Origin of the sequence: Segatella salivae F0493 (assembly GCF_000477535.1) — a bacterium.
Classification (GTDB): domain Bacteria; phylum Bacteroidota; class Bacteroidia; order Bacteroidales; family Bacteroidaceae; genus Prevotella; species Prevotella salivae.
This window is the reverse complement of record NZ_AWGW01000030.1, coordinates 66,703-91,894: the sequence shown is the minus strand read 5'-3', so window position 1 is coordinate 91,894 and position 25,192 is coordinate 66,703. Positions and strand designations below refer to the sequence as shown.

Genomic DNA, 25,192 nt, shown 5'->3' with positions numbered 1-25,192 from the left:
AAAGCACCTCTGCATTCACGACTAACTTATATTCTGTTCAGAATATGCCATAAAAAACAAGACATAGTAACTACATATATATCAAGAGTTTATGGATTTTATCAAAGAATATTGCACCGAATAGAGAATGAAACGCCCCATTTTGCTGCATAAAACCTATCAGATTATCTTCTAAAAGCAATGCTATCATTACCTCTTTTACATCAAATATAAGCATGATTAGGCAGTAATTAACTCAAAAAGCTTATGAACAAAGTAGATAAAAGCCCAAAATAAGAATCTAAACTATATTTCTCACGGCTTATATTCTCCTATATCAGACATTATTAGGAGTGTTTTTTTAAGAGATTTTCTTACAAGAATCAGTAATAATACAGCTTCGCTATACCGGACAGAAGGATACCAATACACATTCTATTATAAGTGAACGTTATCACATTTGACAGAAATACAAAAAGAAAATTATTGGAGATTACTTAGAACTCACATTTAATTCTAATGAGAAACACTTTATCTCACGCCTCAAACATGTAGGAAATAATACTGTCAAAAGACTTACCACTTGTTACGACCAATAGTCATTTGTTTAAGATCGTAATAGCTTCCGTTATATATATTGAAGTCAACATATCCTTTTATTCCAGGAAGTCGTCCTGCATCTGTATGCTGCCAAAACTTCCAAGGCCCTTTATACTCCACCTTATCTACATAATAATGTGCTATCCAATAAGGATAATCATTGAACACTGGCGCTGAAAGATAATTCTGTTTGAACTTATAGTATGTGTAGATAATAGGCTTTACATGATATTTATCCTCTACAATGTGAAGCCAAGTGAGTACATCACGCTGAAACTCTTCAACGCTCTTATCTTTTGGTTTATGCTCAATATCAAGCACAGGTGGTAAATCTCCATCATTGAGATGTACCTTATTTAAAAAGAAATGAGCTTGATCGCGCGCAGAAGACTTATTACTCCAGAAGTGATATGCACCTCGAATAAACCCATAATCGCCTGCACTTTGGTAGTTTTTATAAAAGTTTTTATCAAGCTTTCCAGCCCCTTCAGTACTTTTTATAATAATAAACCTGACGGGACATCCCTCTATCATTGCATTAGATAGACGTTCCCAATCAATATCAGCTTGGTAATGAGAGATATCGATACCATGATTTTCATAGCCATCCGGATATTTAGCATCACCATAAAGAGCTCTCCATCGGAAACCTGTTGGGCTTACAAAGAAATAATAGAAACACCAAACATAGAGTGCAACCATACCCACTGCCCCCAATATGACAGCCCATTTGGGATAACGTCGAAAGAAAGAACGACGCGAACGCCTACACCTCCGCTTACTTTTCGTATGCAAGGTTTGAGTAGTTTTCTTATTGGAGGTTCGCCTCGTACCCATGTTTATTAAGAAACATATAGGGGATAAAATCTATCTTTCAAAGATTTTATCACCCTATATGATTATTTTTGTTGTCAATCAGGATTGATTATTCCTGCTCAAGTTTCAATGTTTTGGTTGGCTGATCACACACTTCAGCTGGTCCCCAATATTGAATTGGACCAGGATAAACATATTCTGTATTCATAGCCCATTGGTCACGGTTTGCAGCAAAAGCCTTGAATGGCTTACCATCAAGTTCAACCAATGCCTTACGAATAACTGGTTTCATCTCACCATTGCGTCTTTCCATGTTCATCATCATAGTGATTGGCACACCACCAGCTCTCCATTCGTCAGTCTTTGCTGTGGTATTCTTGATGATTGCCATATAACCAGTCTTACCATTTGCAACAAGTTGAGCTGCACTTGTTCCCAAAGCATAGCAGTAATCTGCATCAAAATTAGAAGGCGCGGCACATCTACCTTCATAACCAAAGAAGTGATGTTGAGGTGCAAAAGAGCCTTTATACTTACCTTCTTTAGCCCACTTTTCAAGCTTAGCTCCTACCATTTCAGAGAGCAACTTCTCTGTTTCTATCAATGAAACCTGTACATTTCCATGAGGATCACGGTCAAGACTCAACTGACGAGCAACTCCTTCAGGAAGGGTTTCAAATGTAGCTGCATTCTCTTTTGAAAGATGTTCAAGGATATATGCCCGCTGTGCGTCTTTATCAAGGTCCTTATAATCAGAACCATGAGCAGCAAGAAGGTCGTTTAACTCTTGAATCAAGCGGCCAATAGCAGGGATAAACTCTATCAATCCCTCTGGAATTAGAACTACACCAAAGTTATTTCCTTGCTCTGCACGATGTGCAACAGCCTTAGCAATGTTTTCAACAACATCGTTTAATGTCAAGTCTTTAGCTTCTATTTCCTCAGAAATAAGACAAATATTTGGTTGGGTTTGGAGTGCACATTCAAGAGCAATATGAGATGCAGAACGTCCCATTAACTTAATGAAATGCCAATATTTGCGAGCAGAATTGCAATCGCGCTCAATGTTACCGATAAGCTCTGAATAAGTCTTTGTTGCGGTATCGAAACCAAAAGAAGTCTCAATTTGGTCATTCTTTAAGTCACCATCAATAGTCTTTGGACAACCGATAACTTGTACACCATATTTCTTTGCAGCATAATATTCTGCCAAAACACAAGCATTTGTGTTAGAGTCATCACCACCGATAATAACAATTGCCGAGATATCTAACTTGCGAATGATCTCAAGACCCTTTTCAAATTGGTCTTCCTTTTCTAACTTTGTACGACCTGAACCAATCATATCGAAGCCACCAGTATTGCGGTATTGATCAATAAAATCTGATGTTATTTCAATATATTCATGATCAACGAGACCACCAGGACCCATCAAAAAGCCATAAAGACGATTCTCTGGATTCAACTTCTTCAGTGTATCAAAGAGACCACTGATTACGTTGTGTCCACCAGGAGCTTGACCTCCTGAGAGAATAACACCCAGATTAAGTTTCTTGTTGTTGGCTTTTTCACCTGGTACGAACTCAATCAGAGGCATACCATAAGTGTTTGGGAATAACTTTTTAATTTCTTCTTGATTGTCAACACTCTTTGTTGGAGCACCCTCAACAATCTTTACTGCACCTTGAAGAGCTTTAGGTAGCTTTGGTTGATACGCAGCTCTTTCCTTTTGCAATGCACTAATTTCCATAATTTGTTAGTTTTTTATTTTTTGAATAACTAATTTTCTCCATTTGAACAGCTGCAAAAATACGGCTTTTCCATGAATTATGGAAATAAAAAAGCATAAAACGAGAATGGAACAAAACTTTTTCTGCATTATATGCACTACTTATCTTATTTTTAATTATCTTTGGCATGTAGAAATATCAAATAAGAGTAATATGGCAAATAAACGTACATTGAAAAGGTCTATCAATTATATTTGTGGAGACTTGTTTGCAGAAGTTGCAGCAACATCTTTGTATAATAAAGATGTAAAACAAGAAAATGTTGATGCATTACTAACATCTATCCTCAGAGTTCATAATGACTTTATACGCCGTGTATCTCATCCTGAGCCAGGATTAGCACCAAAAGCTTATTATAAAGCAATTATTGAAGACTTCAATAAACAAGCAATTGAGATTGTAGACCACATTCAGAATTTATAGAAAAAGAATGATTCAGGGATTCTGTAGATGGCTTTTATATAAGAAATTGGGATGGACTAAGTGTGTAACTGTGGCTCATCCTGATAAGTTTATCATCTGTTTAGCGCCACATACAAGCAATTGGGACTTTATTATCGGACAACTCTATGCTCAAGCTGAGGGTTTTAAAATTAACTTCCTAATGAAAAGAGAATGGTTTTTCTGGCCGTTGGGTGTCATTTTCAGAAGCTTAGGAGGCATTCCTGTGTGGAGATCGAAGCACACAAGCATGACAGATAACTTGGCAGAAACTGCTAAAACAAAGGACTCTTTCAAACTATGTATCACTCCAGAAGGTACGCGTTCACCAAATACTGAATGGAAAAAAGGGTTCTATTTTATTGCACTAAAGGCGGAGATTCCAATCCTCTTATATGGTGTTGACTATGAGAAAAAGAAGATAGTCTGTACAGATAGTTTCACTCCTTCAGGCAATATTGATGAAGAGATGCCTAAAATCAAAAGCTATTTCAAGGATTTTAAGGGGAAAAAGCCTGAGAATTTTGCATACTAAATAATCACTTTTATGAGAAGAATATTAGTTGCAATTGGTTTCTTTTTAACTCTATCACTGCCATCTTTGGCACAAACAACAAAGGATAATACATCTATCACAAATGCGATTGAAAGTTTTCTGTTTAATTATTGTATAGAAAAGAAACATTCTTCAGAGTCAATACACATTAATAAACTTCAGATAGATAACTCTAAAAAAACAATCAACATCTCTATAAGTAATAGCTTTGCTAATATAGAATTTACGTCCAAAGAGGTTAAAAAGATATTCAAAGGGATAAAGAAAAAACTTCCTTCATGGTATAAAGATTATCAGTTAGTTGTTCAAACGTGTGGTATTCCATTGCAATATCTTCCTGATGACAGCAAAATTCCTGATGATGAAGGGAATCGTTTTTGGGGAGATATAGAATACAATGGCCTACCTTGGACAAGCAATGTATCGCGTCCATTTAATATTTCGCATGGACTATATAACAAACATGTAACGATTTGGGCTAGTCATGGCAGCTATTATGATTCTGAAAAAGGGGTATGGAAGTGGCAACGACCAAATCTTTTCGGAACAACAGAAGACTTGTTTACTCAAACTATAGTAGTCCCCTACCTTATTCCCATGCTTCAAAATGCGGGAGCGGTTGTGTTTACACCACGTGAAAGAGACTGGCAAAACGAAGAACTAATTATAGATAATGATGTATCTAAACAACCTTCATATCTTGAAGTAAATGTAAAAGGCAATTGGGAAACAACACCCCAGAAAGGATTCTCATACCATTCTGGCACTTATGAAAATGGAGAGAATCCCTTTATTGCCGGTACTGCTCGCATGATTAAAGCGACAAAAAGTAACCGTTACTCTTTAGTTTCCTATCAACCACAATTCAACAAAGAAGGTAGATATGCCGTTTATGTCAGTTATCAAACATTAGAGAAAAGTGTTCCTGATGCTGAATATATCATATATCATAAAGGAGAAGCAACCCGCTTTAATGTTAATCAAACCATGGGTGGAGGCACATGGGTATATCTTGGAACTTTTGATTTCGCACAAGGTAATAGTCAAGACAACAGAGTTGTAATCACAAATCACTCTAAACACCATGGTATTGTCACGTCAGATGCTGTAAGATTCGGTGGCGGTATGGGCAACATTGAACGTGGAGGAATAGTTAGTGGTTATCCAAGATGCCTTGAAGGAGCACGCTATTATGCACAATGGGCGGGCGCACCTTCATCCGTTTATAATAGCAAATTGGGGCAAAATGACTATGCAGATGACATTAATTCGCGTCCTTATATGAGCAATTGGCTAGGTGGAGGATCATGTTTTGAGCCAAGCATTGAAGGCAAAAAGGTCCCTATCGAACTTTCACTTGCTGTTCATAGTGATGCTGGTTATGATAAAGATGGAGGCTTAATAGGTTCGTTAGCAATATGTACAACCAACTTTAATGAAGGCAAATTAAATGCTGGAATATCACGTTTGACATCAAAAGATTTAGCCAATCAACTCTTAAATGGATTTGATAGGGATTTACCTTCAATAGCAAATCATTGGATAAGACGATATCTATGGGATCGTAACTATTCTGAAACACGAAACCCAGAAGTACCCTCTGCTATCATCGAAACGCTTTCTCATCAAAATTTTCCAGATGTTCTTTTGGGGCAAGATCCTAACTTTAAGTTTACAATGGCACGCTCATTATATAAGACTATTACTCGTTTTATTAACGAAGGTCATGGGAATCCTACTATAATACAACCACTTGCACCTGGTAATTTCAAAATAGAATTCACGGGTATTGATAATATCAAGTTGTCATGGACACCCACTGAAGATAATTTAGAACCTTCTGCACACCCCACAGCTTATGTTGTTTACACGGCTATTGAAAACTCAGGATATGATAACGGCACTGTAGTAAAAGAACCATTCTACAATATTAAAACAGTACCTGGAGTGCAATATAGCTTTAAGATAACAGGAATCAATCGTGGAGGTGAAAGCTTTCCTACAGAAGAATTGTCTGCTTATCGCCAAGAAGGAGCATCTAAAACGATTCTTGTTGTTAATGGATTTGATCGTCTTTCAGGACCATCAGTTATAGATGATGACGAAAAACAAGGAATAGAATTAGATAAAGATCCAGGCGTTTCGTATGGATTAACTGCAGGATGGAATGGAAGACAGCTAAACTTTGACAAGGCTAAGATGGGTATTGAAGGTCCAGGAGGATTAGGATACAGTGGTAATGAACTCGCAGGAAAATTCATTATGGGGAATGATTTCTCTGCAGTAAAATCACATACAGAAGCAATTGCAAGTGCAAAAAAATATAATGTTGTGAGTTGTTCGATGCAAACATTTGAAACATCAAACATAGATCTCTCTAAATATCAAGCGATAGATCTCATTTATGGCCTGCAAAAATATAACAAATATGCATTGAAAAATTATCAAGTTCTTTCTAAAACATCACAAGATCTTTTACGGAACTATACTAAAAATCATGGTAATTTAATTGTTAGTGGCAGTTATATAGGGAGTGAGATGCAAGACAGCGAAAAAAATACATTCTTAAATGATGTTTTGAAAGCTATCTACCAGCAAAATGATTCAAGTCAAATTGGAGAACAAATTAATGGACTTGGCACAACGTTTTGCATCTATCGACAAGGTAATTCAAGGCATTATGCTGCAACATCAGTAGACAGACTATCTCCCACTATGAATGCAATCTGCGCAATGCAATATAGTGATGGCTCAAGCGCTGCAGTTGGATATCAAGGCAGTGACTATCATTGCTTCACCATAGGATTTCCACTTGAATGTATAAAATCAAATAAGGAAAGAAACGAAATCATGCGGGGTATACTTCAATATATAATGAAATAAATAAAATAACAATCTAAAACATAATACAATGTATAAAATACAAGCAAACCAATCAGGTACGCGCTCAATAGAGATCAGCGACAAACATTTAGAAACCATAGACAAATATCAACTCATGCGCAACCTTGTTGACAGCAATGGAATCATTGATGAGGTAGTACTTGATAAGCTAAAATTCAATGTTCGTTCTCTTTTAGAAAGTGAAACAGGCAATGATAAAGACCTCTTAGACTTGTGCTTGGATGTTATTTACAATCCAAATATGAAAGCCATCGGCCTTCATAATCTTGTAATGCTTTATGCAGATTGGAGAAATAAGCAAGAAAAAGTATAATAAGCTTAAATGTTATTGAACAAAATTAGCATGGTATAATTGCTCATTTTCACTTATTACAAACAATAAAAGATTGAATATAGAACAATATAAATTAACAGATTTCCTTCCAACAACCAAGAAAGAATGTGAACTTAGAGGTTGGAAGGAACTCGACATCATATTATTTTCAGGGGACGCTTATATTGATCACCCTTCTTTTGGAGCTGCCGTTGTGGGACGTTCTCTTGAGGCTGCAGGCTATCGTGTGGCTGTAGTTCCCCAACCAGATTGGCATGGTGATTACCGAGACTTTAAGAAATTAGGACGTCCACGGTTATTCTTTGGAATCTCTCCGGGCTGTATGGACTCTATGGTTAATAAATATACGGCGAACCGTAGACTACGTTCAGTGGATGAATACAGTCCTGACGGGCGACATGATTGCCGTCCGGAATACCCTACTATCGTATATTCTAAGATATTAAGAAGCCTATATCCTGATGTTCCTATAGTCTTAGGAGGAATAGAAGCATCAATGCGTCGTCTTACACATTACGATTATTGGCAAGATTGTTTGCGTCGATGCATCCTTTGTGATAGTGGGGCTGACCTTGTATTATATGGCTCAGGAACAAAATCTATCATTCAACTTTGTAAAGAGTTAGAGGCAGGATTGTCTATAAAACACATTCATCAAATTCCTCAAACAGTTTATTTAGCGAAAGAACAAGACGTTGAAGGTGGGATAACAGACAATGATATTATACTTCACTCACATGAGGAATGTCTACAAAACAAACGTGCAGAAGCCGAAAATTATCGTCATATTGAAGAAGAATCAAACAAAATTCATGCGCAAAGACTCCTACAAAAGGTTGGTGATGTTTATGCCGTCGTCAATCCTCCTTACCCTACCATGACGACAAAAGAATTGGATGAGATCTTCGATTTGCCTTATACTCGTTTACCACACCCTAAATATAAGGGGAAAAAGTTATTGGCTTATGAGATGATTAAGTTCTCTATCAATATGCATCAAGGGTGTTTTGGTGGCTGCGCTTTTTGCACAATATCAGCCCATCAGGGCAAATTTGTAGCATGTAGAAGTAAAGAAAGCATCGTCAAAGAAGCCAAGAAAGTAATCAGTATGCCTGATTTCAAAGGGTACATCTCTGATTTAGGTGGCCCATCTGCTAACATGTATGGTATGCATGGACGTAATTTAAAGGCATGTGAACATTGTAAACGTCCATCATGCATTAATCCTCAGGTATGTCCAAACCTTGATACTGATCACACAAAGCTATTGGATATTTACCATGCTGTTGACAAGTTACCTGGTCTAAAGAAGAGTTTTATTGGTAGTGGTGTACGTTATGACCTGCTATTACATAAGAGTAAAGACGAGAAAGCAAACGCTTCCGCGCAACAATATACTCGAGAACTCATTAAAAATCATGTTAGTGGACGCTTAAAAATTGCACCAGAACATACTCAAAGTGATGTTTTGAGACTAATGAGAAAGCCATCTTTCACACAATTTTATGACTTCAAAAAAGTTTTCGATCAAGTCAATAAAGAGGCTGGACTCAAACAACAAATCATCCCATACTTTATAAGTTCCCACCCAGGATGCCACGAAGAAGATATGGCTGAGCTTGCTGTTATCACTAAAGACCTTGATTTCCATTTGGAACAAGTGCAGGATTTCACCCCTACTCCAATGACTATATCAACAGAAACATGGTACACGGGCTATGACCCCTACACACTTGAGCCTGTTTATAGTGCTAAAACACCAAAAGAAAAATTAGCACAGCGACAATTCTTCTTTTGGTATAAACCCGAAGAACGAAAAAATATAGAAAGGGAACTTAAACGGATTGGACGCGAAGATTTAATCAAACGCCTATTTCCTAAAGGTGAATTTCCCAAGAGATCGTTCCAACGTGAGACAAGATATAGCAACCGTCCTGTTGGAAGTACATTTGAAAAAGTTCCAAACGACCCCGTAAATAGCGATAATGCAAATAGGAAAAATGGAACAAAATCAAGAAAAGACAATCGCCAAAACAACTATTCTAAAGTAAAAACTTCAAAGAGTTTCAATCCCAACTTTTATAAAACAAACCATAAAAAAAGATAACTTGAATGTTAAAAGCATCATCATTAGTGAGTATTTTTTTAAATGAATAACCTTGTTAAACTATAATATGTATTGATTTTAGTACATTTGCAATAGTAAAGTATATTTTATTATGAAATTATCAGAACTGAAAACAGGCGAACATGGTGTCATTGTGAAGGTTATTGGGCACGGAAGCTTCAGGAAACGTATTGTTGAAATGGGGTTTATAAAGGGTAAGATGGTAGAGGTTTTACTTAATGCTCCGCTCATGGATCCCGTGAAATATAGAATTATGGGCTATGAAGTTTCATTACGAAGAAGCGAAGCTGAGATGATAGAAGTTGTCTCTGAATCGGAAATTAAAACTATAAAAGCCTCACTATCACACGAGAATAAAGAGATAAATACACAAGAAAAAGACTTATCAATAGACGACATTCCTACCGAAAAGCAATTAGAAAAAATTGCTCAAGAACGGCACAAGATTATTAATGTTGCATTGGTTGGCAATCCAAATTGTGGGAAAACATCACTATTCAACTTTGCATCTGGAGCACATGAACACGTTGGAAATTACTCTGGAGTGACTGTAGATGCAAAAGTAGGACATGCAGAATTTGAAGGATATACATTCAATCTCGTCGATTTACCAGGCACTTATAGTCTCTCAGCCTATTCACCTGAAGAACTATATGTACGCAAACAAATCATTGATAAGACTCCCGACATTGTGATAAATGTTATTGATGCAAGTAATCTTGAGCGCAATCTTTATCTCACAACACAACTCATTGACATGAACCTAAACATGGTTTGTGCTCTTAATATGTTTGATGAAACGAAAAAACGAGGGGACAAAATTGATCTCAACAAATTGTCTACACTCTTTGGAGTGCCTATGATTCCAACAGTCTTCAAGACTGGTGAAGGCGTTAAAGAACTCTTTCACCAAGTTATAAAGCTATATGAGAACAATGGAGAAGAGCATCCTTATGTCAGACATATCCACATAAATCATGGTCATGAGATTGAAAATGGTATCCAAAATATCCAAAAACATCTCAAGAACGACGTCAATGTACGACAAAAATACTCGACTCGTTATCTGGCCATTAAACTTCTTGAGAATGATGCAGACACCATAAAGTACATTCAAACACTATCAAATGCAGAAGCCATATTTAAGGCAAGAGAATATGCAGAGGCTCGAGTGAAAGAAGAAACTGGTGAGGATTGTGAAACAACAATCATGGATGCGAAGTATGGTTTCATACATGGCGCCTTAGAAGAAGCATTGTACGAAACAGGAAAAAACAAAGATATCTATCAGATGACCCAGTCAATAGACCGCGTCATTACTAATCGATATCTTGGCTTTCCCATATTTATCTTGGTTCTGTTCATCATGTTTTCAGCGACCTTTATCATAGGACAAATACCTATGGATTGGATTGATGCGGCCGTAGCTTGGTTTGGAAAGATGATTTCTCAGAACCTACCTGATGGTCCAATTAAAGCTATGCTTGTAGATGGAGTAATTGGAGGTGTAGGAGCAGTTATTGTGTTCCTTCCACAAATCTTAATTCTTTATTTCTTCATTAGCTTTATGGAAGACTCCGGATACATGGCTCGTGCAGCGTTCATCATGGACAAATTGATGCACAAAATGGGACTCCATGGCAAATCGTTCATTCCTTTAATCATGGGATTTGGCTGCAATGTACCAGCTGTTATGTCAACAAGGACCATTGAAAGTAGACGTTCTCGCCTCATCACTATGCTCATTTTACCCCTCATGAGTTGCTCTGCTCGTCTACCAATATACATCATGATAACGGGTTCTTTCTTTGCTTTGAAGTATCAATCTCTTGTGATGCTCTCCCTCTATGTCATTGGAATTACTATTTCGATTATATTGAGTCGTATTTTCTCTAAATTCGTTGTCAAAGGTGAAGATACACCCTTTGTAATGGAACTTCCCCCCTATCGTTTCCCAACCTGGAAGGCTATGGGGCGCCATACATGGGAAAAGGGCAAGCAATATCTAAAGAAAATGGGAGGAATCATCCTTGTTGCCAGTATTATTGTATGGGCATTAGGTTATTTTCCACATGATGATAGTCTGTCTCCTCAACAACAACAGGAACAAAGTTACATCGGAAAGATAGGAAAAACCGTTGAACCAATCTTCCTTGCACAGGGATTTGATTGGAAAATTGATGTTGGATTGCTCTCTGGTGTTGGGGCAAAAGAGATTGTAGCCAGCACGATGGGAGTTCTTTACAGCAATGATTCGAGCTTTAGTGAAGACAATAAATTCAATGATGCTGGGGGCAAATACCAGGCTTTACGCCGACAAATGACACACGATATCGCCAGACTTCATGGCATCAGTGATATCGAAGCAGCTCCAATAGCAACGCTTACAGCCTATTGTTTCTTACTTTTTGTACTACTTTATTTCCCTTGTATAGCAACAATTGCGGCTATAAAAGGAGAAACAGGAAGTTGGAAATGGGCCCTTTTTGCAGCAGGTTATACAACCATGTTAGCTTGGGGAGTCAGTGCCGTGGTATATCAAATCGGTAGATTATTTATATAAATTAAGGCTGAAATAGAATGATAAGAGGTTATAAGTACATTTCTACCCTCCTACTATTGTGCTTTACAACTACTATAACGGCACAAAGAAATGAAGTCATATCGCCAGATATTGCGACATTGCAAGTAAAGAATGCCAACCAGCCTCTATCGATGTTACCCATCATTCAACTAAATTCTAACGAACAGATACAAATTTCTTTCGACCGATTTGGACATGAATATCATCGTTATACCTATAAGATTACCCATTGCGAAGCTGATTGGTCGCCATCCACCCAACTCTTTAGTACAGATTATTTAGATGGATTTCACGATAATCTTCTAATTAATCAAGTGCAAGAATCAGTCAACACGAATGTGATTTACACGCATTATACCCTTAACTTACCCAATGATCAATGTCGTATAACCATGAGCGGCAACTATAAAGTTGAGGTATATGACGAGGAAGAAAATAAGTTATTAACAGCTTATTTCATGGTTGTAGAACCCTTGATGAAAGTTGAATTGACTTATACTTCGAATACAGACATCGACGTAAATCAAGCACATCAACAAGTTGGAATGATGCTAAAATTTGGAAACTTAATGGTTACTAATCCTGCCACTCAAGTTAAAACAGTAATACTTCAGAATGCAAGATGGGATGATGCGCGTGTGAATATACAGCCCCAACTCATATCACATGATGGATTACAATGGCAACATTGTCGGCAATTTATTTTCGATGCAGGAAACAATTATCGTAAGTTTGAATGTCTATCTGTAGATCATCCCACTATGGGAATAGAAAGAATAAACTGGGACGGGCATAATTATCAGGCATATTTATGGCCAGATCTTCCACGAAGAAACTACGTCTTTGACGAAAGTGGCCAAGGAATTTTTATCATACGAAATAGCGATAATAATGGTAATGACTATCTTTCAGATTATGTTTATGTGAATTTCACCTTACAAACAGATACTTCCGACGACACCATATATTTCAGTGGTGGACTGACTAATCATCGCTTAAGTCCTCAATATAAAATGAAATATGATGAAACTCAACATCTATACACCCTATCTTTACTCTTAAAACAAGGTTATTATTCGTATGAATACGTAAAAATAAAACCAGATGGTACCACACAAATACTGCCATCAGAGGGAAACTTCTATCAAACTAAAAATCATTATCAAGCTTTAGTCTATTTCAAAGGCGTCAATGACCGAACTGACAGACTTGTGGCAGTAAGTCAATAGGACTAATTTCACGATTATAAATATAAACAAATATACGGATGATTATGGATAACCAAGCAAAACAACAATGGCCGGGACCCGCAGGATTAATCCCTGTTACAAGCGGAAAAGCGGAAGATGCCAACATACATAACCGCAATTTCCTTGATCATATCTTAGTGGAAATGAGAGTGATTGACGCTATTGAACCAGATTTGACAACAGAAATCTTTGGCCAAAAGTTTAGTTCTCCCATCATGATGCCAGCGTTTTCGCATCTAAACAAGATTAAAAATAAGGATGTAAAGCCTATGGAAGAATATGCAATGGCTGCTAAAGAAGAAAATCTTTTGAACTGGGTTGGTATGGAAAGTGATGATGATTTTGGTAATATATTGGCTGTAAACTCAAAAACAGTAAGGATTATTAAGCCTTTTGCTGACCATGATATCATTCTCAAGCAAATAGCATTTGCAGAACAACATGGCGCTATTGCTGTGGGTATAGACATTGATCACATTGCAGGAACTAATGGAAAATATGACGTTGTTGATGGTTATCCTATGGGACCTATCACCCTTAAAGATTTGAAAACTATTGTCGAGAAGACTCGCCTTCCCTTTGTAGCAAAAGGTGTTCTCTCTGTTAGTGATGCACTAAAAGCTCGCGAAGCGGGTTGCAAAGCTATTGTTGTTTCCCACCATCATGGCCGCATTCCATTTGGCATTCCCCCAGCTTATGCTCTTCCGAAGATTAAAGATGCACTGGCAGGAAGCAACATAAAAATCTTTGCTGACTGTGGCATTGAGTCTGGATATGACGCATATAAACTCTTAGCGCTTGGCGCAGATGCCGTCTCTGTAGGCCGAGCTATCCTTTCACCTCTATTGAAAGAAGGTAAGGATGGTGTCATCAAACAAATTAAAAAGATGCATGCAGAATTGTCTGAGCTTATGATGTATACTGGCATTAAAGACACTCGAACTTTTGATGCGAATGTACTTCATTATTAAGGATATAGCAATCTGATAATCAACGCATTATAAAGACTTCTTAAAACAGGTCGTTTCACGGCACTATATGCCTCACTTTGCACTGCTATTTGAGCCAAATAGTGTCGTAAAATGGCTGAAAAAGAAATCCAAAAGGATATCTATCTCACTTTATTATGTCCCTCAACCCTGTATCCTTATTCTAAATTCATTTTATAAATTCACCTTTATGATAAAGAATACAGATTAATAACGTTTCATAAAATCTTTTTATCTCTTTCCAAAAATCCGTTTAATTTACAATAAAGAATAAAGGAAATAAATGGTTTGCACGCAAAAAACGTGAAATAATACCATTCAAATCATTCAGTATGGATTAATTTTGTTATATTTGCAGAAATATAATTGAAGATACAATTTAATATGGAATTTTCAGCAAAGCAAATCGCCCAGTTTATCCAAGGACGTATTGAGGGAAATGAGAATGCAACAGTTAACACCTTTGCTAAAATTGAAGAAGGTGTTAAAGGGGCAATATCTTTCTTGGCTAACCCTAAATATATTCACTATCTTTACGACACTAAGTCGACTATTGTGCTTGTCGATGAACAGATAGAAATAGAGAAACCCGTGCATACCACTATCATAAGAGTTGCAAATGCACGTGATTGTGTAGCAAAACTCCTACAAATGTATGAGGCTTCCATGCGTCAGAAGAAGACTGGAATTGATTCATTAGCCTTTGTTTCTCCAAGTGCAAAGATTGGTAAAGATGTATATATTGGTGCATTTGCCTACATAGGCGACAACGTTGTTATAGGCGATGAATGTCAGATTTATCCTAATGTTGTCATGAATGAGAACATTAGTTTGGGAAAAGATTGTATCATTTATCCGAATGTAACCATTTATATGGGATGTAAAATCGGTAATCGTGTAATTATACATGCAGGCAGTGTTATCGGTGCAGACGGCTTTGGCTTTGCTCCAAATGGACAAGATGGATACGACAAAATCCCTCAAATAGGCATTGTAGAAATTGCTGATGATGTGGAAATTGGTGCAAATTCATGTGTCGATCGTTCAACTATGGGCAGTACAAAGATTAAAAAAGGAGTAAAACTTGATAATCTTGTGCAGATAGCTCATAATGTAGAAGTAGGTGAAAACACGGTAATGTCGGCTCAAGTTGGTATTGCAGGAAGTACGAAAATCGGTCAATGGTGTATGTTTGGCGGGCAAGTTGGTGTAGCAGGTCACATCGAAATTGGAGATAAAGTGTTCTTAGGTGCGCAGAGTGGTGTACCAGGAAGTCTTAAGAGTAACCAGATTTTAATAGGTACTCCCCCAATGGAAAAGCTCCCTTACTTTAAGTCTCAGGCTATATTCCAGCGTTTACCAGAGATTTATAAGGAACTGAATGCATTGAAAAAAGAAATAGAAAAACTAAAGAAACAAAGATAAACATTATATGGAAGCAAAAAAACAGACAACTCTTAAAGGTAGTTTTTCGCTTTTTGGAAAAGGATTACATACAGGATTGAACCTCACTGTAACATTCAATCCCGCACCGGAGAATACGGGATATAAAATACAAAGAATAGACGTTGAAGGTCAACCAATCATCGATGCAGTAGCAGAGAACGTAGTAGATACACAGCGTGGGACCGTGATTGCAAAAGGAGACGTGCGTGTTTCTACGATAGAACATGGTATGGCTGCACTCTATGCATCGGGAGTTGACAATTGTCTTATCCAGGTAAATGGCCCCGAATTTCCTATACTTGACGGCTCTGCTGCACTCTATATTGAGAAGTTTAAGGAGATTGGTATAGTCGAACAGAATGCTACAAAGGACTATTACATCATTAGACATAAGATTGAAGTAAAAGACAAAGAGACTGGATCTGTCATCACTATCCTACCTGATGACCAATTCAGTATTACTGCAATGTGTTCTTTTAACTCTAAATTTATCAATAGCCAATTTGCTACTTTGGAAGACATGTCTACCTTTGACACACAGATTGCGCCTGCAAGAACCTTTGTGTTTGTAAGAGATATTGTGCCATTGTTAGAGGCTAACCTTATAAAAGGAGGTGATCTCGATAATGCAATTGTTATCTACGAGCGCGAGGTTAGTCAGGAAAAATTAGACCAGTTGGCTGATGTTTTGAAAGTTCCACGCATTGATGCTAAGAAGATTGGATATATTCAACATAAACCTTTGATGTGGGAAAACGAATGTACTCGACATAAATTACTTGATATTATTGGTGACATGGCACTCATTGGCAAGCCTATCAAGGGTAGAATTATAGCCACTCGACCAGGGCATACCATAAATAACAAGTTTGCAAGACTAATGAGAAAAGAGATTCGCAAACATGAAGTTCAAGCCCCAGTCTACGATCCAAATGAGGCTCCTATCATGGATAATAAGCGTATTCGCGAACTTCTTCCTCATCGATATCCCATGCAACTGGTAGACAAAATCACCGCAATGGGTCCAACAAGTATTGTAGGTGTGAAGAACGTTACAGCCAATGAACCTTTTTTCCAAGGGCATTTCCCGAACGAACCTGTTATGCCTGGAGTACTTCAAATAGAGGCAATGGCTCAGTGTGGTGGCCTGCTTGTGCTTGGGCAACTTGAGGAACCAGAGAAGTATTCAACGTACTTCCTGAAAATAGATGACGTAAAATTCCGTCAAAAGGTAGTTCCTGGAGATTCTCTTCTCTTTAAGGTTGAGCTTTTAGCTCCTGTGCGTCATGGAATAAGTTCCATGAAAGGATATATGTTTGTAGGTGATCAAGTAGTTTCAGAAGCTACATTTACCGCTCAGATTGTAAAGAACAAATAACTTAGTATAAAACAAATATGAACCAGATTAGTCCGTTAGCCTATGTCCATCCCGAGGCAATCCTTGGGGATAATAATATCATTGGCCCATTTTGTTATATTGATCGAGACACAGTTATAGGTGATAACAATGTATTACAAAACAGTGTTACAATCAATGTTGGTGCACGAATTGGCAACGGAAATGAGATCTTTCCCGGTGCCAGTCTATCCACAAAGCCACAAGATCTGAAATTCAAAGGTGAGACAACGACCTGTCAAATTGGCGATGGAAATAGTATTCGAGAGAATGTAACAATATCACGCGGGACAGCATCCAAAGGGAAAACGATTGTTGGCAATAACAATTTGCTAATGGAAAATATGCATATTGCACATGATTGTGTGGTTGGAAATAATTGCATTGTTGGCAATTCTACAAAATTTGCTGGTGAAGTTACCATTGATGATAATGCTATTATCAGTGCAACTGTTTTAACACATCAATTTTGTAAAATAGGAAGTTATGTAATGATTCAAGGAGGTTGCCGTTTTAGTCAAGACATTCCACCTTATATTATAGCAGGTAAGGAGCCAACAAAGTATTGTGGAATAAATCTTATTGGACTACGTAGACGAGGTTTTAGCAATGAATTGATTGACTCTATTCATGAAGCTTATCGACTACTTTATTCAAAAGGTGTACTTAAAGAAGGAATCGAAGAGATAAAAAAGAACCTTCAAATTACTCCTGAAATCCAATATATCATTGATTTCGTAGAATCGTCTAAACGAGGCATTATTCGCTGATGAAGACACTTGTTGTTGTTCTTGGCCCGACAGGGGTTGGCAAAACAGAACTTTGTATCAAGATTGCTCAACACCTAAATACACCTATTATAAATGCAGACTCCCGCCAGATTTATGCAGAAATTCCAATAGGTACAGCTGCGCCAAACCAAGAACAACAACATCAAATTCGTCATTATTTCGTAGGAAATCATACCGTAACTGATTATTATAGCGCTGCTAAATATGAGTCAGATGTCCTATTTTTGATAGAAAATCTTTTCAATAAGGGACACAATACACTACTTTTGACAGGAGGAAGTATGATGTATATTGATGCCGTATGTAACGGAATAGATAACATCCCAACTGTTGATCAAGAGACACGTGAACTATTAAAAGAGAAGTTAGCAAACGAAGGCTTGGATTCTCTTGTGAAAGAATTAAAACAATTAGATCCAGAACACTATCAGATTGTAGACAAAAAAAACCCTCGACGTGTAGTACATGCTCTTGAAATTTGTTACATGACAGGGAAAACTTACACATCATTTCGTAAACAAACTGTAAAGCAAAGACCTTTTAATATATTAAAGATTGGATTAAACAGAGATAGAGACGAACTCTACACAAGAATCAACTCACGTGTAATTGAGATGTTTAATCATGGACTGATTGAAGAGTGTGAACAAGTATATGACTATCGAAACCATAACGCATTAAATACTGTTGGTTATAAAGAAACATTTAATTTCCTTGATGGTTTACTAACAAAAGAGGAGACGATTAGACAAATCCAATCAAACACTCGCCAATATATGAGGAAACAACTCACTTGGTTTAAGCGTGATAAACAAATTAAATGGTTTCAACCAATGAACTTTGAAGAAATTATAAAATATATTGATGATAATATATAAATGCCGATATATTTTGTACATTTGTACTATTCAAGATACGCAAAAATTAAAAATATGAAGATAAAAAGAGTTTTTAAATGGTGCGTCAACCTTTTACGTAACTTCTGGCCTTGGTATAAAAAGTTATACAAAGGACGTGCATGGTATACCAAAACTATGATAGGTTTTGTTTCTTGTATAGTTGCTTTCTTTATCTATCTCGGTATGGTAGATATGAACTTCCTATGGCTTTTTGGTAAATCTCCAGGCTATTTTTCTGGTATTTTAGATCCCCAGACAAGCGAAGCTTCAGAGATTTATAGCGCTGATGGAAAACTCATTGGAAAGTATTTTAATGAGAATAGAACACCTGTTAAATACGAAGAAGTTAATCCTATGTTCTTCCGAGCATTGATAGATACGGAAGATGAGCGTTTCTACAAGCATTTTGGAATAGATCCGATTGGTTTATTTGGTGCAATGAAAGATGCCATACTACGTCATGATGGACGTGGGGCTTCAACGATTACTCAGCAATTAGCTAAGAATATGTTCCGCGTTCGGTCACAATATTCCACGGGACTATTAGGAAAGATCCCTGGCTTAAAGATGTTAATTATCAAAAGCAAGGAATGGATTATTGCAACTAAGCTCGAAACGGTTTATTCCAAAAAAGAAATTATAACGATGTATGCCAATACCGTTGATTTCGGCAATAATTCATATGGGATAAAAACAGCTGCAAAGACATATTTCAACACTTCACCAGCGAAACTTACCACAGAGCAAGCTGCTGTACTTGTAGGCATGCTAAAGGCTACGTCTTACTACAACCCAAAAACTAACATAAAGAACTCTTTAGCACGCCGAAACACCGTATTAACTAATATGTATAATCATGGTGATTTAAGTCGTATTGCGTGTGATTCCTTAAAAGAAATTCCGATAAAGTTAGACTTTAAAGTAGAAGAAAACTATGATGGACAAGCTAAATACTTCCGTGAAGCAATTGCAAACTATCTGAAAGATTGGTGTGAAGAGAATGGTTACGATCTATATTCAAGTGGATTAAAGATCTACACTACTATTGATACACGAATGCAAAAGTATGCTGAAGATGCTGCTAAGAAGCAAATGAAGCAAGTACAACAGAACTTTAATAACCATTGGGGTATTTATAGAAATCAAACGAGTAATTGGCTTCGTCAAGACCCTTGGCAAGACGAAAATCATCAAGTTATTCCTAACTTTATTCAACAAATTGCAGAACGTCAGCCTTTCTATAAAGCTTTATTAGCACGTTTCCCCAACAATCCAGACTCTGTTAATTATTATTATAAGGAATGGAAGCATCCAGTTAAAGTCTTTGATTATGATAAAGGAACCATCACAAAAGAGATGACATCTGAAGATTCTATCAAATATATGACGACATTCATGCATTGTGCTTTTGTAGCTATGGAGCCTCAAACTGGTGCAGTGAAAGCATGGGTTGGGGATATAGACTTTAATTCTTGGAAATATGATAAGGTTACAGCAATGCGTCAGCCTGGTTCTACATTCAAATTATTTGTTTATACTGAAGCTATGAACCAGGGATTGACGCCTTGTGACAAACGACGTGATGAATATATCTCAATGCAGGTATATGATAAAAAACAACATAAAGAAGTTACTTGGACACCAAGAAATGCCAATGGCTCATTTAGTGGAGACTCTATCCCTTTGAAAAGTGCCTTTGCAAAGAGTATCAATTCAGTTGCAGTTCGCCTTGGCCAGGAAATGGGAATTAAAAGAATTATAGAAACAGCTAAGAAGATGGGTATTACAAGTCCTTTGGATGATGAACCTTCTTTGGCTTTAGGTTCCAGTGATGTAACCTTATTACAGATGGTAAATGCCTATTGTGTAATTGCTGATAATGGTAAACATCATGACCCAGTCTTAGTAACTCGAATATTGGATAAAGATGGAAATGAAGTCTATGTAGGCTCAACAAAGTCCGAACAAGTTATTCCTTATAAGAGCGCTTTCTTAATGCAACAGATGCTTCAAGGTGGACTTCGTGAACCAGGAGGTACATCTCAATCTCTATTAGGATATGTAGGAAATTATCGTGATACAGAGTTTGGTGGTAAAACAGGAACAACAAATAATCACTCAGATGCTTGGTTCATGGGAGTTAGTCCTCGTTTGGTAGTTGGAGCTTGGGTAGGTGGCGAGTATAGAAGTATACACTTCAGGACTGGTGCATTAGGACAAGGAGCACGAACAGCCTTACCTATTTGTGGTTATTTCCTGCAATCCTTATTCAAAGACCCAGAATTCAAACAATATCATGCCAAGTTTGATAAACCACATGATGATGATATTACCAATGATATGTATCTTTGTGCAAGCTATAGTCCACAAGCTAAACGTGACACTACACGCCGAGATAGCATCATTAGCGAAGAAGAGGTTTACTTAGATGAGGATGGTAACCCTATATCTACCCCCTCTGAAGAATCTGAAGAAAATTCAAAGAAGGGCTCAGATAATTTTAGAAACAATAAGAATACAGGTGAGTCTAAGAAAGAGAAAAAGAAGAAGGCCTCTGAACAACAAGTTAACTTAGATGACCTTTGATAAGGTATAAACTCAAATAAAAAACTATTGCTGTTAAATAAAACATATTCTCACAACGAGAAGTTTTATAAAACAGCAATAGTTTTTTTGTAATATATAATATAAAAAGCTTACTCTTCTGGTTTCATGTTTGTATAAACAGTTTGTACATCATCAAACTCTTCAAGCTTTTCAACCATCTTATCAATAGTTTCCCGCTCTTCTGGAGTTACATCTTTGAGGTCATTCGGAATATAAGTAAACTCTGCTCCTGTTACTTCAAAACCCTCCGACTCTAAATGTTTCTGAATATCTCCGAAGCTTTTTGGGTCACCATATATTGTGATTTCATTCTCTTCTTCATCTTCATCGTATTCATCTTCTACACCATAGTCTATCAAATCAAGAATCATTTCGTCCATATCAAGACCATCTTTCTTCTTGAATGTGAAAACACTTTTATGGTCAAACAAGAATGAAAGGCTACCAGTCGTACCCATATTACCACTAAACTTGTTGAATATAGAACGTACATCAGCCACCGTACGAGTAGTATTATCGGTCAATGTATCAACCAAAACAGCTACTCCATGAGGACCATATCCCTCATAAGTTACTTCTTTGTATTCACTCTGGTCTTTGCCCATTGCGTTTTTAATCGCGCGCTCAATGTTATCCTTAGGCATGTTTTCACGCTTACAGTTAGCGATCAAAGCACGTAAAGTAGGATTATTTTCTGGCTCTGGACCACCTGCCTTTACTGCAATAGCAATCTGTTTACCTAATTTTGTAAATACACGGGCCATGTGACCCCATCGTTTAAGCTTTGTAGCTTTACGATATTCAAATGCTCTTCCCATTTTTATTATTCTTTTATATATGTATTCTTATCTCTTCATTACAATTATCTGAGTTCTGCCCCCAATTGTGTTGTGAGCTGCTTTATCAGTTTTTGCATAATTGCTTCTATAGCTTTATCATTCAAAGTCTTATTGGCATCTTGCAGAATAAAGTTGACAGCATAACTCTTTTTCCCTTCTGGAAGATTTTTTCCCTCATAAACATCAAAGAGTTCTACACGCTTTAAGAGTTTCTTTTCTGTCTGGAATGCAATCTGTTCAACTTGTTCAAAAGAGACTTTCTTATCAAGAAGTAAAGCCAAATCACGACTAACTGCAGGATACTTACATATTTCTTCAAACTCAAATTCGTTATTTCTTACCGCCTTAAGTAATGCATCAAAATCAATCTCTGCATAGTAGACAGGCTGCTCTATACCCATCTTTTTAAGAAGTTTCGTATTAAGAATACCTACTTCAGCAAAGAGTTTACCACCTCTATTCTTATAGGAAAGTGCTTTAGAGAAGATGTTATTATCACTCTCAGAAACAACCAATGCACCAGCACTAACCCCTACTCGGGTAAAAATATTCTGCACATAAGCTTCCAACTCATAGATACTTGAATCTTCATCTGCATGAATCCACGAACCTTCTATATGTTTACCTGTAAGCCAAAGTGCCAAGTGGCGGTCTTCACTATAAGCCTTATAGGGAGCTTCTTCCTGCCATTTCTCCTTATTATATTTATAGACATTGCCCACCTCAAAGAAACGTATATTTCCATTTCGGCGATTTACATTGCGCATAATACTTTCCAAGCCACCGAACAATAAAGTTTGACGCATCACACCAAGGTCTGCACTTAATGGATTCATCAGCTTCACTGTAGCACTCTCTGGATATGCATTTAACTCCAAATCTGTATAATAATATAGCTTAGAAAGGGAGTTATTCAATATTTCATTAAAGCCACAGCCCACCAACTGCTCACCGATAAGATTTGTCAATCGATATTTCTTATCTTCATCACCTGCAACAGTGAGCGAACTATTCAAGCGCGTTGGAATCTCTACATTATTATATCCATAGATACGAAGAATATCTTCCACTACATCAGATGGACGCTGTACATCATAACGATAAGGAGGAACTATTAACTTTAGACCATCTTCTGTTTCTTCGATTATCTTCATTTCTAAAGAAGAAACAATATTTTTTATCGTCTCCCTCCCTATCTCCTTTCCAATCAGGCGATGCACATAATCAAATGAAAGTTCAACATTGAAACCTTCTATTGGTTCTGGATAGACATCTTTTATTTGCATTGAAATCTTTCCTCCTGCCAATTCCTTGCATAAGATAGCAGCTTGTTTCAATGCATAAACTACGCCATTAGGATCTATTCCACGTTCAAAGCGATAGCTTGAATCTGTACTTAACCCATGACGGCGTGCACTCTTACGAATCCATGTGGGATGGAACACAGCACTTTCAAGTACTACATTTCTCGTTGTATCATACGTTCCACTTCCTTTTCCACCGAAAACGCCAGCAATACACATGGGTTCTTCTGCATTACAAATGCTCAAATCACGATCACTCAACGTATGTTCTTCACCATCAAGTGTGACGAACTTTGTTCCATCGGCCTGCGTACGAACTACTATTTTGTGGCCTTTCACCATGTCTGCATCAAAACAATGCATGGGTTGTCCATAGGCCATCATCACATAATTAGTGATATCTACAATGTTATTAATTGGGCGTAAGCCTATCACTCGTAGTTTATTCTGAAGCCAAGCTGGGCTTTCTTTAACTTCGCAATCCGTGATACTTACACATGCATAACGTTTACATGCATCCGAGTTTTGCACTTCTACGTCAATCGGTAGGTCTTCGTTATCAACCTTAAATTCATCACATGAAGGACGATGAAGTGTTGTTTGGTAGTTATTTTGCTTCAGCCAAGCATATAAATCACGTGCAACACCATAATGAGAAAGGGCATCTCCACGATTGGCTGTAATGTCTATTTCAATCAGCCAATCACTTTCTAAATGATAATATTCAGCTGCCGGTGTGCCCACAATAGCATCATCTGGCAATACTATGATTCCATCATGACTATTGCCCACCCCTATTTCGTCTTCGGCGCAAATCATTCCAAATGACTCAACACCACGAAGCTTGCTTTTCTTGATTGTAAACGAGTCTTCACCATCATAGAGCACACAACCTAAATCTGCAACGATGACTTTCTGACCTGCAGCTACATTAGGAGCACCACAAACTATTTGTTGCGGTTCATCCTTACCCAAATCAACCGTTGTAACATGAAGATGATCACTATTTGGATGGTCAACACAAGTCAATACTTTTCCAACATAAAGGCCTTTCAATCCTCCTTTGATGGTTTGTACTTCCTCCAAAGCATCAACTTCCAATCCTATTGAGGTCAACGCATCAGCTGTTTGTTGTGGTGTAAGGTCGAAATCAACGTACTCCTTAAGCCATTTATACGAAATATTCATATATTGTTTTTTTATATTTTCAAAACGATGCAAAAATACAAAAAATGAATCAAATACACAAGTACACAAATAAAAAAACACAAGTAGAGGCTATACAACCTCTACTTGGATAGCAACAAAACGGAAAATAACTGAAAAAAGAGGACTATTAGCGTGCAACACAATGTAAAATCGATTCAAAGCATCTATGCTTCTCTTTCAATCATTTATAACATACTTACAAAGAGATTTAGAGATAAATAAAAACACTTCTATTATATGAATTTTACAGCATAACATCATGACTTATAGCATCATACAAAACGACACACTTTGGCCTGCAAAATAGCCTATATTAAAGTATAAAATGCC

The 25,192-nt window shown here is 37.1% G+C and carries 17 protein-coding genes; 13 read left to right on the top strand and 4 right to left on the bottom strand.

Annotated features, from left to right (window positions below):
• Window positions 1-555: 555 nt before the first annotated feature.
• Window positions 556-1,416 carry a glycoside hydrolase family 25 protein gene (locus tag HMPREF9145_RS11090; RefSeq protein WP_036907557.1) on the bottom strand — a complete coding sequence of 287 codons (861 nt, stop codon included), beginning with the start codon at window positions 1,414-1,416 and terminating at the stop codon, window positions 556-558.
• Between the two features lie 88 nt (window positions 1,417-1,504).
• Window positions 1,505-3,145, bottom strand: coding sequence for a diphosphate--fructose-6-phosphate 1-phosphotransferase (locus HMPREF9145_RS11085; protein ID WP_007133749.1), 1,641 nt, complete (start codon window positions 3,143-3,145; stop codon window positions 1,505-1,507).
• A 193-nt stretch (window positions 3,146-3,338) separates the two neighbouring features.
• On the opposite strand from HMPREF9145_RS11085, the gene HMPREF9145_RS11075 reads away from it, so the two are divergent.
• From HMPREF9145_RS11075 to HMPREF9145_RS11015, 13 genes are all read left to right on the top strand, one after another.
• On the top strand, window positions 3,339-3,608 hold the full coding sequence (locus HMPREF9145_RS11075) for a hypothetical protein (RefSeq protein WP_036907552.1): 270 nt from the start codon (window positions 3,339-3,341) through the stop codon (window positions 3,606-3,608).
• A gap of 7 nt (window positions 3,609-3,615) precedes the next feature.
• The gene (locus HMPREF9145_RS11070; protein ID WP_021826526.1) at window positions 3,616-4,161 is read left to right on the top strand and encodes a 1-acyl-sn-glycerol-3-phosphate acyltransferase; all 546 of its coding nucleotides are present in this window, start codon (window positions 3,616-3,618) and stop codon (window positions 4,159-4,161) included.
• Window positions 4,162-4,173: 12 nt separating this feature from the next.
• Window positions 4,174-7,065 (top strand): golvesin C-terminal-like domain-containing protein, encoded by a 2,892-nt coding sequence (locus tag HMPREF9145_RS11065; protein WP_021826558.1) that lies wholly within the window; start codon window positions 4,174-4,176, stop codon window positions 7,063-7,065.
• Between the two features lie 28 nt (window positions 7,066-7,093).
• Window positions 7,094-7,399: a hypothetical protein gene (locus HMPREF9145_RS11060; RefSeq protein WP_021826508.1), complete on the top strand. Its 306-nt coding sequence runs from the start codon at window positions 7,094-7,096 to the stop codon at window positions 7,397-7,399.
• Window positions 7,400-7,472: 73 nt separating this feature from the next.
• Window positions 7,473-9,527, top strand: coding sequence for a YgiQ family radical SAM protein (locus tag HMPREF9145_RS11055; protein WP_021826552.1), 2,055 nt, complete (start codon window positions 7,473-7,475; stop codon window positions 9,525-9,527).
• 112 nt (window positions 9,528-9,639) lie between these two features.
• Window positions 9,640-12,111 (top strand): ferrous iron transport protein B, encoded by a 2,472-nt coding sequence (gene feoB, locus HMPREF9145_RS11050; protein WP_021826480.1) that lies wholly within the window; start codon window positions 9,640-9,642, stop codon window positions 12,109-12,111.
• A gap of 17 nt (window positions 12,112-12,128) precedes the next feature.
• The gene (locus HMPREF9145_RS11045; RefSeq protein WP_021826452.1) at window positions 12,129-13,361 is read left to right on the top strand and encodes a type IX secretion system plug protein; all 1,233 of its coding nucleotides are present in this window, start codon (window positions 12,129-12,131) and stop codon (window positions 13,359-13,361) included.
• Between the two features lie 44 nt (window positions 13,362-13,405).
• On the top strand, window positions 13,406-14,353 hold the full coding sequence (locus HMPREF9145_RS11040) for an alpha-hydroxy-acid oxidizing protein (protein ID WP_036907637.1): 948 nt from the start codon (window positions 13,406-13,408) through the stop codon (window positions 14,351-14,353).
• Window positions 14,354-14,755: 402 nt separating this feature from the next.
• Window positions 14,756-15,796, top strand: coding sequence for a UDP-3-O-(3-hydroxymyristoyl)glucosamine N-acyltransferase (gene lpxD, locus HMPREF9145_RS11035; RefSeq protein WP_021826425.1), 1,041 nt, complete (start codon window positions 14,756-14,758; stop codon window positions 15,794-15,796).
• A 7-nt stretch (window positions 15,797-15,803) separates the two neighbouring features.
• A complete protein-coding gene (locus HMPREF9145_RS11030) occupies window positions 15,804-17,195 on the top strand; it encodes a bifunctional UDP-3-O-[3-hydroxymyristoyl] N-acetylglucosamine deacetylase/3-hydroxyacyl-ACP dehydratase (protein ID WP_007133759.1) in 1,392 nt (463 codons plus the stop codon).
• Window positions 17,196-17,212: 17 nt separating this feature from the next.
• The gene (gene lpxA, locus HMPREF9145_RS11025; RefSeq protein WP_021826415.1) at window positions 17,213-17,983 is read left to right on the top strand and encodes an acyl-ACP--UDP-N-acetylglucosamine O-acyltransferase; all 771 of its coding nucleotides are present in this window, start codon (window positions 17,213-17,215) and stop codon (window positions 17,981-17,983) included.
• Window positions 17,983-18,882, top strand: coding sequence for a tRNA (adenosine(37)-N6)-dimethylallyltransferase MiaA (miaA, locus tag HMPREF9145_RS11020; protein WP_021826507.1), 900 nt, complete (start codon window positions 17,983-17,985; stop codon window positions 18,880-18,882). Before lpxA ends, miaA begins: the two co-directional genes overlap by 1 nt.
• A 54-nt stretch (window positions 18,883-18,936) precedes the next feature.
• The gene (locus tag HMPREF9145_RS11015) at window positions 18,937-21,489 is read left to right on the top strand and encodes a transglycosylase domain-containing protein (protein ID WP_021826481.1); all 2,553 of its coding nucleotides are present in this window, start codon (window positions 18,937-18,939) and stop codon (window positions 21,487-21,489) included.
• A gap of 110 nt (window positions 21,490-21,599) precedes the next feature.
• Here the strand turns inward: HMPREF9145_RS11015 and HMPREF9145_RS11010 are convergent, their stop codons facing one another.
• Both HMPREF9145_RS11010 and pheT read right to left on the bottom strand, forming a co-directional pair.
• The gene (locus HMPREF9145_RS11010; protein WP_021826441.1) at window positions 21,600-22,328 is read right to left on the bottom strand and encodes a YebC/PmpR family DNA-binding transcriptional regulator; all 729 of its coding nucleotides are present in this window, start codon (window positions 22,326-22,328) and stop codon (window positions 21,600-21,602) included.
• 44 nt (window positions 22,329-22,372) lie between these two features.
• Window positions 22,373-24,841 carry a phenylalanine--tRNA ligase subunit beta gene (gene pheT / locus HMPREF9145_RS11005; protein ID WP_021826534.1) on the bottom strand — a complete coding sequence of 823 codons (2,469 nt, stop codon included), beginning with the start codon at window positions 24,839-24,841 and terminating at the stop codon, window positions 22,373-22,375.
• Window positions 24,842-25,192 lie beyond the last annotated feature (351 nt).